Genomic DNA, 16362 nt, shown 5'->3' on the forward strand with positions numbered 1-16362 from the left:
TTTCATCATTCTAAAAAAGTAGATTGTGTTTCTGTTTTTAATATGCAATATACTGAATAACTGTTTATTATGTAAATTTATTGTTTAAAAAAAGTAGTGCGTTTATAATAAAAAAGAAGTCTTCCAGATTGTTTTAACCTGCAAGACCTCCTTGAAAAACAGATTTTTTCTATTTTAAACTAGTTCCTATTCGCATTACTTTTGCTTCAAATTCCTCACGTGGACCCGCTGCTTTATTTTTGAGTTGTGAACGGTAATTGTAAATTGTAGATACAGAATACCGAAGGAATATTGAAATTTTTGCGCTATCCTTGATGCCCAAACGGATGAGTGCAAAGATTCTTAATTCAGTATTCAGCAGTTCTCCTTCCTTCAATTGTGTTGCTTCATCATCAACCAGCAAAGCTTTAAACTCTTCGATAAAATTCGGAAAGAGTTGTAAAAACGTTTTGTCGAAAGTAGTATAAAACGCTGCAAGTTCCTTTTCGATAAACTGTTTTGATTTTACGGCACTGATCAGGTCGTTCATTTTTCCGGTAGTCGCCATGACATTCAATTTTCGACGGTATTCATCTAATTTGCCAATGTAATCTGAACACTGGTCCATGTAACGGCCAATGTATATTTCCTTCAAAAGATTGGCTTCGGTCAGCGTATAATTGGTCTCATTCAATTTTTCATTGAAAGTATTTAATTCGGTATTCAGTTCAGAAAGCTTGGTGTTGGCCAAACTTAAATCCTGTTTCGCTTTGGACAATTTCTTCATTTGCTTAAAAAGTAAAAAAAGCAGCACCAACAAAAACACCGATAAGATACTGGCACTTATCAAAAACAGAATTAATTGGAGCCGGTTGGTTTCATTTTGTTTTTGATACGCCTCGTTGATGATGGGCATCATCTTAGATATTTCATAGGTTCTTAAGCGCGCATTGCAAAAAAGGGCATCTTCGAGGGAACGTTTTATATATTTGTAAGCACGGTCAATATCTCCGTTTTCATACATTAGAAAAGCCAAAGAACGCAACGAAATATATTCCTTTTTGGCTAATTGCAAATCAGAAATAGCAGAAATTGTCAACCATTTTTGCTCCTGTATAGGATCTTTTTTTACGCGATACGCCTGCGAAATAAGATAGGCGATAACAGCTTTGTCAGGACTATTAAGAGCAATATTCGGAAAATAGTTTAGTAATAAATGCAGCATCTCCTTGTGTTTTCCAGCATCAAGAAGCGTACTGGATTTCGCCATAATATAGGCACTTGATTGCGTTGGATAAAAATTTAAGGAGGAGTCACGGTACTTCTTGGTCAGTAAAACATACTTTTCTTTTTCTTGGGGTGAAGCCGCATAATCTGACATATACCCATAAACCACGCTGTTTACGGTAAAATAATATCCTTTTAGATCGGGAGTTGTATTGATGTTGATGGTATTAAGGATGTCGGTTGCTTCCTTGTACATTCCTAATGTTCCCATGATGGAAGCCAGATTTAATTGGGCATCATTTAGCTTTCTATCATCCTTTAATTTTTCGGCTATTTGAAAACTCTTTCGGGCGTAAATCAATGCCGAGTCCGACTGATATAATTTATATTCCGAATACAATTTTCCGTAAATGGCATATTTTTGAAGATCGGCAGCAGTGTATTGCAGCAGTCCTTTGAGTTTGTTTATCTCATTCTCTTTTTTATTCGAATACAATTGGTAATCCCCTACTGTTTGATCCAATTCATCCAACAGCGAATCAAAATTATTTTGCCCAAAAAGAAGAACGGGAAATAGCGATGCAATAAATAATGTCAGAAATCGATTCATTCAAATGAGATTAAATTCGTGTAAAAATAATTAAAAATCAAAGTAACTCCTAAAGTACGTAGGGCAAACGCAGGAGAGTTGTTTTTTAGCCACGAATTACACGAATTTTCAATAGTTTTTTTAAATTAAAGACTAATTCGTGGCAAAACTTTTCTTTAGTCTAATTTCCGGCTCGACCAAAAAAACTATCATTATTCACACCTTCTGACTTTTTTATAAACCCATAATTACATAAGTCCCTGACAAATCATTAAATTTGTAGCTTATTTAAAGACATGTTAGAAAAAGAAGTAATAAATTTCGAAAAAACGGCTATAGTTGGTATTGTAACTCAAAATCAAAGTGAAGAGAAACTAAACGAATATCTTGACGAATTAGAATTTTTGACCTTTACCGCTGGGGGCCAAGTGGTAAAACGTTTTTCGCAAAAAATGGAACGCCCAAATCCCAAGACTTTTGTTGGAACAGGAAAAATAGAAGAGATTCATCTTTTTGTAAAAGAAAATGATATTTCGACTTTGGTATTTGATGATGAATTGTCGCCATCACAGCAAAAAAATATATCTAAAATTATTACGGAATGTAAAATCTTGGATAGAACGCACCTTATCCTTGATATTTTTGCGCAACGTGCCGAAACTTCGTATGCAAGAACGCAAGTAGAATTAGCGCAATGCCAATATTTATTACCAAGACTTTCCGGAATGTGGACGCACCTTGAACGTCAAAAAGGGGGAATTGGAATGCGTGGACCTGGGGAAACGGAGATTGAAACAGACAGACGTATTGTTCGTGACCGAATAGCGTTATTGAAAGAAAAAATAAAAACCATCGACAAGCAAATGGGTGTGCAACGCGGTAATCGTGGGGCTATGGTTCGTGTGGCTTTGGTAGGATATACCAATGTGGGGAAATCAACCTTGATGAATGCAGTAGGGAAAAGTGATGTTTTTGTTGAAAATAAACTTTTTGCAACACTTGATACCACTGTTCGAAAAGTAGTGATTAAAAACTTGCCTTTCTTGCTTTCGGATACCGTAGGATTTATTAGAAAATTGCCAACACAATTGGTTGATTCTTTCAAAAGTACGCTGGATGAGGTTCGTGAAGCCGATTTGCTATTGCATGTGGTGGATATTTCGCATCCTGAATTTGAAGATCATATCGCATCGGTAAATCAAACTTTATTGGATATCAAAGCCAATGACAAACCGGTAATTATGGTTTTCAATAAAATTGATGCCTACAAACCACTGACTATTGATGATGATGATTTAATGACCGAAAAAACACCGAGACATTTCACTTTGGAAGAATGGAAATCGACTTGGATGAGTAGAGTAGGAGAGCAAAATGCCTTATTTATTTCGGCAACAAACAAAGAAAATTTCGAGGAATTCAGAGAACGCGTTTACGAAGCCGTAAGACAAATTCACATCACCCGTTTTCCGTACAATAAGTTTTTATATCCCGATTATAAAGACGCTGTGGAGAAAGAAGAAAAAGATAAAGAAGAAGAAATCGAATAATTTTCTCAAAAACATAAAATACAACAATCCCTTTTGACATTTTCGAGAGGGATTTTTTTTGAGCATGCCCAAGCTTTCACGATGTTACAGCTGCGTCAGGCTCTTCGCTATAAACGAAGTTCACTGAACTCCTATAAAAAATAAGCGCTAGGTGTAGTAATCTCCCGAAGAAAAATCGGGGGGATTTCCGCTGCCATCCCTCATGCGTCTCGGTTTAACGAGAATGAGTCGCATAAATATTTAGATCCCACTAGCGCTCGTTTGTCCCCGTTCTCTGGTGCTCGTTTGCAACGAGTACCTATTTAAATTAAGAAACAAATTATAGCGTTTGCAACGCGGATTGCTAAAACCGGAGTACCTTTAAACAACTATACTGCTATTTTATATTAGAGTTTCTTAAAATCAATATATTTGAAAAAAAATGTCTGAGAAATACAAAGTTATCGATAGTACAGTGCCTACTTTTATTACTATAACAATTGTAGATTGGGCAGATTTATTTGTACGACCTAATTATTGTACTATTTTAGATGAATCCTTAAATTATTGTATCAAGGAAAAAGGATTGAGTGTGCATGCTTATGTATATATGACTAGTCATATTCATTTAATTGTAACAGCATTTGATGGTGAATTGCAAGATGTTATTCGGGATTTTAAAAAATTCACTTCAAAAAAACTGATAGAAGCGATTAAAGAACATCCTGAGAGCAGGCGAGAATGGCTGTTACGGAAATTTAGTTTTGAAGCTCAAAAATCAGGAAGAGCTAAAAATTATAAAGTATGGCAAGATGGTTTTCATCCGGTTATATTGGATACTTTAGAAAAAATAGAGCAGCGTGTAAACTACATACATTATAATCCTGTTGAAGCCGAAATCGTTTTTCATGAAAGAGATTATGTAAACAGTAGCTATAGGAATTATGAAGAAGACAATACTGTTTTTTGTAATGTAAATGTCGAACCTTTATGGTAATCTGTTTATAATAGCCGCGTTGCAAACGCTTTATTTAGTTCATACAAGTAAGTAGGTACTCGTTGCAAACGAGCACCAGTGGACCTTAGTAACCCAATTTATGGAAGATAAGTCGGACGCTATCAGAAATATAAATAAGTTGGCGGTAATTTTGATAAAAACGTAGAATTTAATAATTTTATTAAAAAAGATAAATTATGATAAAATTTTGGATAATTGCAATACTGATTTTTGTTGCTTCAACTTACATACTGTCGAAATTTACTTTGAAAGAAAACAGAAAAGAAACTGGTGAAAAAATTTGGAAATATGGGTATGGAAGATCTACTTATTGGCGAATTCTTTGTTTGTGTAGTTTCGGAATAACAGTTCTAATAATGCTTATTATACATTGGATAGGAATTCCTATCCTGTAAAAATTAAAATTATTTCGGACTCCAAAAATATAAAGCTTAGAATCCCTTTTGACATTTTCAAGAGGGTACTCGTTGCAAACGAGCACCAGTGGTGGAGACTCCGGTTGAACGGAACAGGAGGTAGTTGTAAGCTACAATCTCGGCGGCGTAAAATTAACTTCAGAAATTGATAATTATGAAACTTAGTTTTTTCCATCATCAACTAAATCTATGTTAAAAGTATTGATGCATTTTAATATTAGTTTGAACTTTGTATAACAGTTTAATTTAATAAAAGATGATCATGGAAACGCAAATTATTGAACTAGAAAAAAAATATTGGCAGGGAATGGAAAATCACGATTATGAAACGGTAAAAAAACTTACTCGTTTTCCTTGTATAATCGCTAGCAAAAATGGTGTACAAAGTGTAAATGAGACTAGTTTTAAAAAGATGTTTGAGTCAATGCCTATAAATTAAAAGTATTGAATTTTTCTAATGTCGAAGCGCAATTTGTTGGAGATAATGGTGCGGTAATAGCATACGTGATAGAATTAGGAATAATAGGCGATAAACAAAAAGAACCTATGAAATGTGCTTGCACTTCTACTTGGGTTAAAGAAAATAATAATTGGGTTTGTACACTTCATACCGAAGCTGATTTATCTCAACAATAGATCGTAAAATATGTTTAAGCCTCATTGGCACTCATTTTGTCTACGCTCTCTGGCCCTCATTGGCGCTCGTTTGTCCACATTCTCTGGTGCTCGTCTGCGACGAGTACCTACTTAAATTAAGAAACAATTTATAGCGTTTGCAACGCGGATCGCTTAAATAGAATTATTTCATTCCCACTAGCGCTCGTTTGTCCACGTTCTCTGGTGCTCGTTCAACGAGTACTTACTTAAATTGAGAAACAAATTATAGCGTTTGTAACGCGGATCGATTAAATAGATTATTTCAAGCCGCGACAGAACAATAAAAAAGGACCTTTAGAAATTTCTAAAGGTCCTTTTTTATGAAAAATTTGTTTTTTTAGAAACCGTAATTAACCCCTAAGCCAAATACTTCTCTTACTTGAACGGCTTGAATCGAATTGTCATCGTAAATTGCTTGTACAGCCACATTTGCTGACAAGTATTTGTTTATTCTCATGATTATATTCATTTGATAATCGACATCAATGTTTTGAGGTTTGTCTAAATAATTGGAATATAAATTCAATCTGTTTTCAACACCAACATTTGTCATTACATTGAATTTATAATATCCTGAAATACTGGCTCCAAATTCAAATCTTGAGGAATCACCCTGTAATACTCCAAAAGAACGACCAAATTCAGTAAAATGAGGATGAACGATAATCAGTTTTGCTGTAGCAGGAGAAAAATTGACGCTTAAATTATTGCTTTTTTTCCACCACATTCCAGGTCCAACTTGAAAATAAGCCGGAGAAAAGAAATGAGAAATTCTGATATTATTTTTATCAAAACCGGAATCCATCTGTGTCTTAAAATTAAAAAACATGGAATAGTACCATTCTCCTTGGGCATTTTTACCCCAAAGTGAATTCATTTCTAAACGATCATCGGTTTTGGCTATTTTTTCAGCTCCTTTTATTTTACTCAGACCATAAGCTAGAATGAATTTATTATCCCAAACTACATCTCCATTTTTATAGTTGAAATCATAATTCAAACCAAAATTCCCTGCAACGTTTGAAGTTCCGCCTCCCAGCCATTGTTTGTTGTAAGCGGATTGATTAAGAAGCAAAGAGATATTTCCTTTTTTAGTCCAAAGTTTTGTCGTGTCTTTTAAAGTTTCTTGCGCATTTATGGAAAGTATGGCAAAAAGAAACAGTAAAGAAAATGCTGTTTTTTTCATGACTTTATCTTTTAAATTCTACTATTACAGTATAAAATAAACGGAATACTACTCTTTTTTGCTCGCTTTATATAATGGAACGGCAGAGCATGCTTCGCCATACATAATACTCCGTGCAAAAGGCTGTAGGTAATGCGCTGCTAATACGTAAGCCCGCATCGGAACCGGTTTTCTGGAGCATCCTTTTATAATAACAGGTTTATTTTCATACACCGAATAATCAATTTTAGGCAACAATTCTTCATAAAGGGAAGCTTCTAAATCTTCTAATGTCCCATTGATGATTTTTTTTGCAAATGGCGCTAATTGAATCGCAACCAAAATCGAAGCCCAAGCGGGAACAATGGCATCGGTATTGCAATTAATAGCAACATATTGATCTTGATATTGTGACCAATCGTGATTTTTCAGCTGCTCTCTAAAGTCTTTTTCTTTCAATAAAAAACCTTCCAAAAGCCATTGTGAAATATCTATTTGCGCACGAATCCCTTTTGGATAGTAATCTTCGAGATCGAAAACTTCCAAAACACTATTCGCAACTTTATTTATTATTTCTTCCATTTTTCTTTAGTTTACAGCCGCAGTTGCAGTCGCAGTTGTAAAACTGAAAACTGCGACTGCAAACTGAACACTTTTTGCTAAAGCATTCCCAATTCTAATTTTGCTTCTTCGCTCATTAAATCTTTGCTCCAAGGCGGATCAAAAGTAATTTCTACTTCCGCATCTTTTACATTCGTAATTGATTTCACTTTTTCCTCTACTTCTCTTGGTAAGCTTTCTGCAACAGGGCAGTTTGGGGAAGTAAGCGTCATCAGGATTTTTACTTCGTAATCTGTATTGACCATTACATCATAAATCAATCCTAATTCGTAAATATCTACAGGAATTTCCGGATCGTAAATAGTCTTTAATATTTTTACGATTGATTCTCCTAATTCAGCAGTGTCTATAATTGTTTCTTCCATTTTTATTTAGTTTTGCGTGTTGAATGCTAAAGCATACATTTTAATATTTTTTATCATCGATACTAATCCATTGGCGCGTGTAGGTGATAAATGTTCTTTCAAACCTATTTCATCAATAAAACTCATATCGGCTTCCAGAATATCGGAGGCTTTTTGATTCGAAAAAGTACGAATTAATATGGCGATAATTCCTTTTGTCAAAATGGCATCGCTATCAGCCGTGAAAACAATTTTATCATCTTTTTTTTCTCCCTGCAACCACACTTTCGATTGGCAACCTTTAATTAAATTGTTTTCTGTTTTGAATTCTTCTTTTATCAAAGGAAGATTTTTGCCTAATTCGATAATGTATTCATAACGTTCCATCCAGTCGTCAAACATAGAAAACTCTTCAACGATTTCTTCTTGTATGTCTTTAATTTTCATAGTATGCTGAATTTATTTCAGTATTATTCTTTTTTAGCGAATGAAGTTATTTTATTTACGAATTTCTTAATTTCTTTTGGTGGAAAACCATGATCAAAACCAGTCGTTTCATACGTTTTGTCTTTATAGGTGATTTTCACATTGGCAATAGCCGCACCGTCATAAAAACGTTTTTCAGTTGGTGCTTTTAATTTTGCCAAACTGTCTAATTCTATTGTTTTAAAACATTCCACTAGTTCTTTCCAGTCAGCATCAGCTATTTTTGTTGGTACTGGTTTGTCGTTTCCGCTTCTCTCTTTTGTAACAATAACCATCTGATTCTTCACCGTTATTTTTTGATAAGAACCTCTGGTATTGGCAACATATTCAATTACAGCAGTTTCAATATCTTGTTTTTTTTGCGCTTCACAACCTTTTCCAAGAAAAATGGTCAGGAACAAAATAGATAGTATTTTCATGTGTAAATAATTTTAATTTTTAAGACAACATGAGTTGTGCTTTTTTAATGGCTTCCACCATAACATCAATTTCTTCCTTGGTATTATAAAAAGCAAATGATGCTCGTATCGTTCCGGGAATGCAAAAGAAATTCATTACTGGTTGTGCACAATGATGGCCCGTTCGTACGGCTATTCCTAATTTGTCAATTATCGTACCAATATCATACGGATGAATTCCTTCAATATTGAACGAAATTACGGAAGTTTTTGCTGCGGCGGTGCCAAAAATTTTTAACCCTTTAATTTCTAATAAACGCTGGGTTCCATATTCCAATAATTCCAATTCTTGTTGTTGAATGTTTTCAAAACCAACTTCGTTCATATAATCAACGGCAGTCCCCAGAACAATTCCTCCGGCAATATTTGGTGTTCCGGCTTCAAATTTATGCGGCAAATCAGCATACGTTGTTTTTTCGAAAGTCACTTCCTTGATCATTTCACCTCCACCTTGATAGGGCGGTAATTTATTCAGCCACGCTTCTTTTCCATATAAAATTCCGGTTCCTGTCGGACCACACATTTTATGTCCAGAAAAAGCATAAAAATCACAATCCAATTCCTGAACATCTGGTTTCAAATGTGGGACCGCTTGCGCTCCGTCAATGAAAACAGCTGCTCCAACTTCATGCGCTTTGTCGATCATGAATTTAATTGGATTGACTGTTCCAAGAGCATTCGAAATATGATTTACGGTTACAATTTTAGTTTTATTCGAAAGCAATTTGTCATATTCGGACATAATCAATTCGCCCTCTTCATTCATTGGGATTACTCTCAGAGTCGCTCCTGTTTTCTCACACAACATTTGCCAAGGCACAATATTGCTGTGGTGTTCCAATGCGGAAACGACAACTTCATCGCCCGGTTTTAGAATAGAGGCAAATCCATTGGAAACCAAATTAATTCCATGTGTTGTCCCCGAAGTAAAAAGCACTTCGTGTGCGAATTTTGCATTGATGTGATTTTGTATTTTGCCACGGGAAGCTTCGTAGGCATCGGTTGCCAGTTGACTCAACGTGTGAACGCCACGATGAATATTGGCATTAATTTCCTGATAATATTTTGAAATCGCATCAATTACAACTTGTGGTTTTTGCGAAGTAGCTCCGTTATCGAAATAAACTAACGGTTTTCCGTTTACTTTCTGGGAAAGGATTGGGAAATCGGCTCTGATTTTATTTATATCTAACATTTATATCTGCTTGTTTTTATTGTTTTTTATTGGTCAGATAGAACGCCAATATTCAACATTTTTTTAGACAATCCAATTTGTTATTGGCGTATCATTATTTAGAATTTTTCTAAATACAAAAGTAGTGAAATTGAAATTAATTTTCGGCAAACACTTGTTAATAAAACGTATTACTATAAAGTATTGAGAAAAAAAAAGCACAACTACAACACTTAATTTTTTTGTTTAAACTAGATTTTTGTGAAACATTTTGTCTTTATAAATTTGACCATTAAGAAATTAAGAAAAATTAAGTGGTAATTCTTAATGAAACTTAATTTCTTAATGGTTTAAAGAAAAGGCTTCCTTTACAGAAAAGTATTTTTAGGTATTTCTTAATGGCCAAAAAATGACGCTACTTTTTTATTAAATTGCTTCAAATTAATTCTTTATGAAAAAACTCTTCAAGGTTGTTGGTTTTGCCTCTTTTATCGGAATCTTTTATTTTGGATTCACTACGTACCCAAAGCTGGATTTGATCTCTGGTTTTTCGGCCAAAAGCATCGCTTCGGGACATTTTATAGACAATCGTTCGCAGGAAATGATTGAGAAAGGCGACAATGATATCGATTTGATTGATTTGGCCAAAAATAAAATAGAAGATTTAGGGAAATTTGCTGCTGCTTCAGTTTATGGCTTGAAAGAACGCAAAGCGATTTACCGGGAAGGACTGGGAGCAACTTTAATCAACGATGATTTTGATGTTACGAAACCGTATTTGGTCCCCAAAAGAACAAAATTAAACAATAATTTGCCTTTTCCGTATGGCAATAATGAACCAAAGGACACGATTTTTAGTACTGTTGATTACGCCAAATTAAATACGGCTGTCGCCAATGCTTTCGATAAAAAGGGAGAAATCAAGAAAAGAACACGTTCCGTTTTAGTGATTTATAAAGATAAAATCATTGCCGAAAAATACGATACGGGGTTCGATAAAAACAGTAAATTGTTAGGATGGTCGATGACTAAAAGTATCACGAGCGCATTGTTTGGAGTTCTTCAAAAACAAGGAAAATACAATATTTACAAACCGGCTCCGATTAAGGAATGGCAAAATGATGAACGAAAAATCATTACCACCAATGATTTGCTCCACATGAATTCCGGTTTGGAATGGGAAGAGAAATATGATAAAATTAGTGATGTCACAAAAATGCTTTTTGAGGCCGAAAATATGTCACGCATTCAACTGGAGAAACAGCCAGAGTTCAAGCCGAATACACATTGGAATTATTCTTCGGGAACGACGAATTTGCTTTCCGGGATTTTACGGCAACAATTCAAAACGCATCAGGAATATTTAGATTTCTGGTATTCGGCATTAATTGATAAAATTGGGATGAACTCGATGGTTGTAGAAACAGATATGGCGGGAAATTATGTTGGTTCGTCATACGGTTGGGCGACTACACGGGATTGGTCGAAATTTGGCTTGTTGTATTTGCACAAAGGCAATTGGAATGGCGAACAAATTTTAGACGAAAGTTGGATAAAATACACCACAACTCCCACGAATACTTCCAACGGAAGATATGGTGGACACTTTTGGCTCAATGCTGGCGGACATTTTCCTGATGTTCCAAGAGATATGTATTACTGTAGCGGTTTTCAAGGTCAAATGGTGGCGATTATTCCTTCGCTTGATTTAGTAGTTGTTAGAATGGGTTTAACCGAAGATCCTGAGTTTGATTTCAATGGAATGTTGAAAGGGATTGTGGGGAGTTTGAAAAAATAATTGTAATCTTTTTCGGCTTTTTTCGTTATATTAGACGAAAAATTTAAGCTGATTTAATGAAACGTATTAAAAACATAATTTTTATAGGAGGGATTCATGGTGTTGGAAAAGGTACCATTTGTAAAAAAATAGCCTTAAAAACTGATTTAATCCATCTTACCGCAAGTCAAATTTTAAAATGGGAAGAAATTAGCGACAGAGATAATAAACTTGTAAAAAATATTGCTTCAACCCAAAGCAGATTAATAAAAGGGCTGGAAAATCTAATTAGAAAAGATGGAAAATATCTTCTTGATGGTCATTTCTGTTTATTAAATTCAGATGGGTTTCCAAGAAGAATTGATGAAGATACTTTTGACCAAATTAATCCAAAAGTTATAACGATTGTAATTGATGATGTTAAAAAAATTGCTGAAAGATTAAAAGCAAGAGATGGCAAAATGTATGATGCTAAAGTTTTGAATGAATTACAACGGATGGAAATAGAATATGCCAAATATCTTTCAGATAAATATTCAATACCTTATATCGAAATAAAAGATGGGAACTATACTCAACTAATGGAAATTATTTAACGATGAAAATTTTACTAGATACCAATATCATTATTCATAGAGAAGCAAACAAAATATACAAACCAGAAATTGGTCAACTTTTCAAATGGATTGACAATCTTAAATATTCTAAATATATTCATCCGTTAACTGTTGAAGAATTAGAAAGATATAAAGATCCGAATGCTCTTGACACAATGAGTATTAAAATTGAAAGTTATAATTTGCTTAAAAACCAGGCTCCATTAGGCGAAGAAATATTGAAGGTAAGTGGTAAAGTGGATAATCAAGACAATGATATAAATGACACTCAAATCTTAAATGAAGTTTATGAAGGCAGGGTGGATATTTTAATTTCCGAGGATAAAAAAATACACACAAAAGCAAGTTTACTTGGTATATCAGATAGAGTGTTTAAAATTCAAAATTTCTTAGAAAAAGTTACTTCTGAAAATCCAGATTTAGTTGATTATAAAGTTTTATCAGTACAAAAAGTTGATTTTGCTGAAGTAAATGTAAAAGATGAATTTTTTAACAGTTTCAGAGAAGATTATGCCGAATTTGACCGTTGGTTTAATAAAAAATCAGATGACATTTGTTATGTATGTTATAGTGAAAATCAATTAACTGCATTTTTATTTATAAAAAGAGAAGATGAAAATGAAAATTATTCTGAAATCAATCCTGCTTTTGCAAAGAAAAAACGATTGAAAATTGGAACCTTTAAAGTAACGGCAAATGGCTACAAGATTGGTGAAAGATTTTTGAAAATAATATTTGATAACGCATTACAATATAGAGTTGATGAAATATATGTTACAATCTTTGATAAAAGAGAAGAGCAAGAAAGGTTAATAGAGCTTCTCAAATTATGGGGATTCAATTTATACGGTACAAAAACAACTCAAAACGGTGATGAGCAAGTTTATGTTCGAACTTTTAGTAAAGAATTTATTGATGTTAATAATCCTAAACTAACATTTCCTTTTTTTTCTCGACAACAAAATCTTTTTATAGTTCCGATTTATCCTCAATATCACACCGAATTATTTCCTGATTCGATATTAAATAATCAATCTCCAAAAGATTTTATAGAAAATTATCCTCATAGAAATTCTTTAAGCAAAGTATATATTTCGCGTTCTTATGAAAAGAATTTAAAATCAGGAGATGTTGTTGTTTTTTATATGACTGGTGGTAAATATAAGGGTGTTGCAACAACATTAGGAATAGTTGAATCTAGTGTTTTAAATATTGAAACTGAAGAAGAGTTTGTTTCGATATGCAGGAAAAGAAGTGTCTTTACAAATCAAGAATTGTCAGAACATTGGAATCATAATCCTGCAAACAGACCTTTTATTGTGAATTTCCTTTATACATATTCATTTAAAAAAAGACCAAACCTTGAATGGTTGGTTGATAATAAAATTATTTCAAGTTATGAAAATGTACCAAGAGGATTTTCTAAAATTACTGTTGAACAATTTGATAAACTTTTAAAATATGCTTATTAAAAAATGTTTTTTTGTTTAATTATTATCAATCAAAATTTAATGAACCAAAAGAGAAACTATTAATCATCTAAACCTTTTTACTATTTGTCTTTATTCTATTATAAATTTAAGGTACATTTGATAGTAGTTTTTTTTTAAAAACTATTAATTTAAAGAATTAATATTCAACACATTATATAGAAATGAAAGTAGTAATGTCAATTAAGCCCCAATTTGCAAATAAAATATTTGATGGGACAAAAAAATTTGAATTCAGAAAAGCTATTTTCAAAAACCAAAATGTTACTTCCGTTTTAGTTTATGCTTCTTCTCCTGTTCAAAAAGTAATCGGTGAATTTGAAATTGGTGAAATATTCAATTTTGATCTTAAAACACTTTGGGACAAAACCAAAGAACATTCTGGAATAACAGAAGATTATTTTTACGAATATTTTGCTGATAGAAAACACGGATTTGCTATTCAAATTAAAAACAAAAAAAGATTTACAATTCCAAAAAGTCTAAAAGAAGATTATAATTTAACTCCGCCACAATCTTTCGCTTATTGGAATTCAAAAGAATAATTTTTTAGCCTCGAAAAAAAATTGTAATGGATAGCGGGATTAGCTCCAAAAAAACAAACCCGACAGGTTTTTAAAATCTGTCGGGTTTGTTTATATCTGTTTTTTGAATTGTACTACAAATCAAATCCCAATTTTACGCCTAATTTATTGGCGATGATAGTGGTAATTCGTTTTTTGAGTTCCGGTATTTTAATGTTTTCGATAACTGCATTTGAGAACGCATACATCAATAACGCTTTAGCTTCTTTTTTAGGAATTCCACGTGCTTGCATATAAAACATAGCCGTTTCGTCCAATTGTCCAACGGTACAACCATGAGAACATTTTACGTCATCAGCAAAAATTTCCAATTGCGGTTTAGCGTTGATTGTCGCTTTGTCGCTCAATAGAATGTTATTGCTTTTTTGAAATGCATTCGTTTTTTGAGCGTCTTTCTCCACATAGACTTTTCCATTGAAAACTCCTGTAGAACGATCGGAATAAATTCCTTTATAATCCTGGAAACTTTCGCAATTTGGAGCCGAATGTTTTACTAGAGTATAATGATCTACGTGTTGCTTTTCCCCAATAATTGTAATCCCGTTTAAGGTACTTGTCAATCGTTCCCCAAAGTGATAAAAATTCAAGTTGTTTCTAGTTAAGTTTCCTCCAAAAGAGAAGGTATGAACTGAAACATGACTTTCTTTCTGTTGGGAAACAAACGTATTATCTATTAAATTCGCTTCAAGTGCATCGTTTTGAATTTTGTAATAATCCACGATAGCACGTTTTTGGGCAAAAATCTCGGTAACGGAATTCGTTAACACTGGATTTTCAGTCAAACTTTGATGGCGTTCGATAATTTGAACATGTGAATTTTCCCCTACAATCACCAAGTTTCTGGGTTGAACCAAAAGCGCCGCTTCATTTCCTGTTGAGAAATACATAATCTCAATAGGTTTATCCGCAACTTTACTTTTTGGCACGTGGATATACGCTCCTTCATTGGCGAAAGCCGTATTCAAAGAAGTCAGACTTTCCTCTTTGCTGGCAATTTGATTAAAAAACGCATCAATAACCATTTTGTATTTTGGTTTGTTCAATGCTGATGACATCAAACAAACATCGATTCCGTCGTGTGTTGTTGACGATAAATGCGAACTGAAAATCCCGTCAATAAACACCACTTTATAAGTGTCTATTTCGTGTAAAAAGTATTTTTTTACGTGGTTAAATTCAATGGCACTTTCTTTCTTTGGAAAAACGGTAAAGTCATTTTTTAAGATGGCGTTTAGCGAAGTATATTTCCAAGCTTCGTCTTTTTTGGTTGGGAAACCTTTATCTTCAAAGTTTTTTATGGCTGAAGTTCTCACATCATGAAGTTCGGAGTGAACATCGACACGCTCTTCGAAAGCCATAAAAGACGATAGTAATTTTTCTTTTAATTCCATTTTTGGTAGTTATAAGTTGGTAGTTGTAAGTTGGAGTTTTGCAAACTGCAAACTGTAAACTGCGAACTAATTTTACGCTTCTTGTTCTTGTTTAATCCAGTCGTATCCTTTTTCTTCTAGTTCGTGTGCTAGTTCTTTTCCACCGGATTTTACAATTTTTCCGTTGTATAGCACGTGAACAAAATCAGGAACGATATAGTCCAATAATCTTTGGTAGTGCGTAATCACTACGATTGCATTTTTGTCGCTTTTTAGTTTGTTAACGCCATTAGCAACAATACGTAACGCATCAATATCAAGACCAGAATCAGTTTCATCAAGAATAGCTAATTTTGGTTCCAACATTGCCATTTGGAAAATTTCGTTACGTTTTTTCTCTCCACCGGAAAAACCTTCGTTTAGAGAACGAGAAAGAAATTTTCTGTCGATTTCTAATAATTCTGATTTCTCACGAATCACTTTTAGCATTTCGTTAGAAGGCATTTCTTCCAGACCTTTAGCTTTACGAGTTTCGTTAATCGCGGTTCTCATGAAGTTCGTTACAGAAACTCCTGGAATTTCCACTGGATATTGGAACGATAAGAACACGCCTTTGTGCGCTCTTTCTTCTGGTGCCAATTCAGAAAGGTCTTCTCCGTCTAAAGAGATTTCCCCTTCGGTTACTTCGTAGTTTTCGTTTCCTGCAATGATGGAAGCAAGGGTGCTTTTTCCAGCACCGTTTGGCCCCATTATCGCGTGAATTTCTCCAGCTTTTACTTCAAGGTTGATTCCTTTTAATATTTCTTTGTCTCCAATGGAGGCGTGTAAATTTTTTATTGATAACATAAACGTCTTGTTTTT

The 16362-nt window shown here is 33.7% G+C and carries 18 protein-coding genes; 9 read left to right on the forward strand and 9 right to left on the reverse strand.

Annotated features, from left to right (window positions below; all coding sequences use genetic code 11):
- Positions 1-169 precede the first annotated feature (169 nt).
- Positions 170-1816, reverse strand: coding sequence for a DUF6377 domain-containing protein (locus ACNQGG_RS09320; RefSeq protein ID WP_417963295.1), 1647 nt, complete (start codon positions 1814-1816; stop codon positions 170-172).
- Positions 1817-2091: 275 nt separating this feature from the next.
- Here ACNQGG_RS09320 and hflX point away from each other — a divergent pair, with 275 nt between their 5' ends.
- The 5 genes from hflX (at position 2092) to ACNQGG_RS09345 (ending at position 5394) form a co-directional block, all read left to right on the forward strand.
- Positions 2092-3345: a GTPase HflX gene (hflX, locus tag ACNQGG_RS09325; protein ID WP_417963297.1), complete on the forward strand. Its 1254-nt coding sequence runs from the start codon at positions 2092-2094 to the stop codon at positions 3343-3345.
- A gap of 421 nt (positions 3346-3766) precedes the next feature.
- Positions 3767-4321: an REP-associated tyrosine transposase gene (locus ACNQGG_RS09330; protein ID WP_417963299.1), complete on the forward strand. Its 555-nt coding sequence runs from the start codon at positions 3767-3769 to the stop codon at positions 4319-4321.
- 197 nt (positions 4322-4518) lie between these two features.
- The gene (locus ACNQGG_RS09335; protein WP_417963301.1) at positions 4519-4737 is read left to right on the forward strand and encodes a hypothetical protein; all 219 of its coding nucleotides are present in this window, start codon (positions 4519-4521) and stop codon (positions 4735-4737) included.
- Between the two features lie 283 nt (positions 4738-5020).
- Positions 5021-5197 carry a hypothetical protein gene (locus tag ACNQGG_RS09340; RefSeq protein WP_417963303.1) on the forward strand — a complete coding sequence of 59 codons (177 nt, stop codon included), beginning with the start codon at positions 5021-5023 and terminating at the stop codon, positions 5195-5197.
- 5 nt (positions 5198-5202) lie between these two features.
- Positions 5203-5394, forward strand: coding sequence for a nuclear transport factor 2 family protein (locus tag ACNQGG_RS09345; RefSeq protein WP_417963305.1), 192 nt, complete (start codon positions 5203-5205; stop codon positions 5392-5394).
- 358 nt (positions 5395-5752) lie between these two features.
- Here the strand turns inward: ACNQGG_RS09345 and ACNQGG_RS09350 are convergent, their stop codons facing one another.
- From ACNQGG_RS09350 to ACNQGG_RS09375, 6 genes are all read right to left on the reverse strand, one after another.
- A complete protein-coding gene (locus tag ACNQGG_RS09350) occupies positions 5753-6601 on the reverse strand; it encodes a DUF3078 domain-containing protein (RefSeq protein WP_417963307.1) in 849 nt (282 codons plus the stop codon).
- 48 nt (positions 6602-6649) lie between these two features.
- Positions 6650-7162 carry a DUF2480 family protein gene (locus ACNQGG_RS09355; protein ID WP_417963309.1) on the reverse strand — a complete coding sequence of 171 codons (513 nt, stop codon included), beginning with the start codon at positions 7160-7162 and terminating at the stop codon, positions 6650-6652.
- Positions 7163-7239: 77 nt separating this feature from the next.
- Positions 7240-7566: an SUF system Fe-S cluster assembly protein gene (locus tag ACNQGG_RS09360; RefSeq protein ID WP_035669120.1), complete on the reverse strand. Its 327-nt coding sequence runs from the start codon at positions 7564-7566 to the stop codon at positions 7240-7242.
- A 6-nt stretch (positions 7567-7572) separates the two neighbouring features.
- The gene (locus ACNQGG_RS09365) at positions 7573-7992 is read right to left on the reverse strand and encodes a SufE family protein (RefSeq protein WP_417963311.1); all 420 of its coding nucleotides are present in this window, start codon (positions 7990-7992) and stop codon (positions 7573-7575) included.
- A gap of 23 nt (positions 7993-8015) precedes the next feature.
- Entirely contained in the window at positions 8016-8450 is a 435-nt protein-coding gene (locus tag ACNQGG_RS09370; RefSeq protein WP_417963313.1) for a hypothetical protein, read from the reverse strand.
- A gap of 19 nt (positions 8451-8469) precedes the next feature.
- Entirely contained in the window at positions 8470-9684 is a 1215-nt protein-coding gene (locus ACNQGG_RS09375; protein ID WP_417963315.1) for an aminotransferase class V-fold PLP-dependent enzyme, read from the reverse strand.
- 430 nt (positions 9685-10114) lie between these two features.
- Here ACNQGG_RS09375 and ACNQGG_RS09380 point away from each other — a divergent pair, with 430 nt between their 5' ends.
- From ACNQGG_RS09380 to ACNQGG_RS09395, 4 genes are all read left to right on the forward strand, one after another.
- Entirely contained in the window at positions 10115-11461 is a 1347-nt protein-coding gene (locus ACNQGG_RS09380; RefSeq protein WP_417963317.1) for a serine hydrolase domain-containing protein, read from the forward strand.
- A gap of 56 nt (positions 11462-11517) precedes the next feature.
- Positions 11518-12036: an ATP-binding protein gene (locus ACNQGG_RS09385; protein WP_417963319.1), complete on the forward strand. Its 519-nt coding sequence runs from the start codon at positions 11518-11520 to the stop codon at positions 12034-12036.
- Between the two features lie 2 nt (positions 12037-12038).
- Positions 12039-13529, forward strand: coding sequence for a PIN domain-containing protein (locus ACNQGG_RS09390; RefSeq protein WP_417963321.1), 1491 nt, complete (start codon positions 12039-12041; stop codon positions 13527-13529).
- 182 nt (positions 13530-13711) lie between these two features.
- Positions 13712-14092 carry an ASCH domain-containing protein gene (locus tag ACNQGG_RS09395; RefSeq protein ID WP_417963323.1) on the forward strand — a complete coding sequence of 127 codons (381 nt, stop codon included), beginning with the start codon at positions 13712-13714 and terminating at the stop codon, positions 14090-14092.
- A 113-nt stretch (positions 14093-14205) separates the two neighbouring features.
- Here the strand turns inward: ACNQGG_RS09395 and sufD are convergent, their stop codons facing one another.
- Both sufD and sufC read right to left on the reverse strand, forming a co-directional pair.
- Entirely contained in the window at positions 14206-15522 is a 1317-nt protein-coding gene (sufD, locus tag ACNQGG_RS09400; protein WP_417963325.1) for a Fe-S cluster assembly protein SufD, read from the reverse strand.
- A gap of 72 nt (positions 15523-15594) precedes the next feature.
- Complete coding sequence (gene sufC / locus ACNQGG_RS09405) at positions 15595-16347, reverse strand: Fe-S cluster assembly ATPase SufC (protein ID WP_039108445.1); 753 nt, start codon at positions 16345-16347, stop codon at positions 15595-15597.
- Positions 16348-16362 lie beyond the last annotated feature (15 nt).

This window comes from Flavobacterium esculini (assembly GCF_048284325.1).
Taxonomy (GTDB): Bacteria; Bacteroidota; Bacteroidia; order Flavobacteriales; family Flavobacteriaceae; genus Flavobacterium.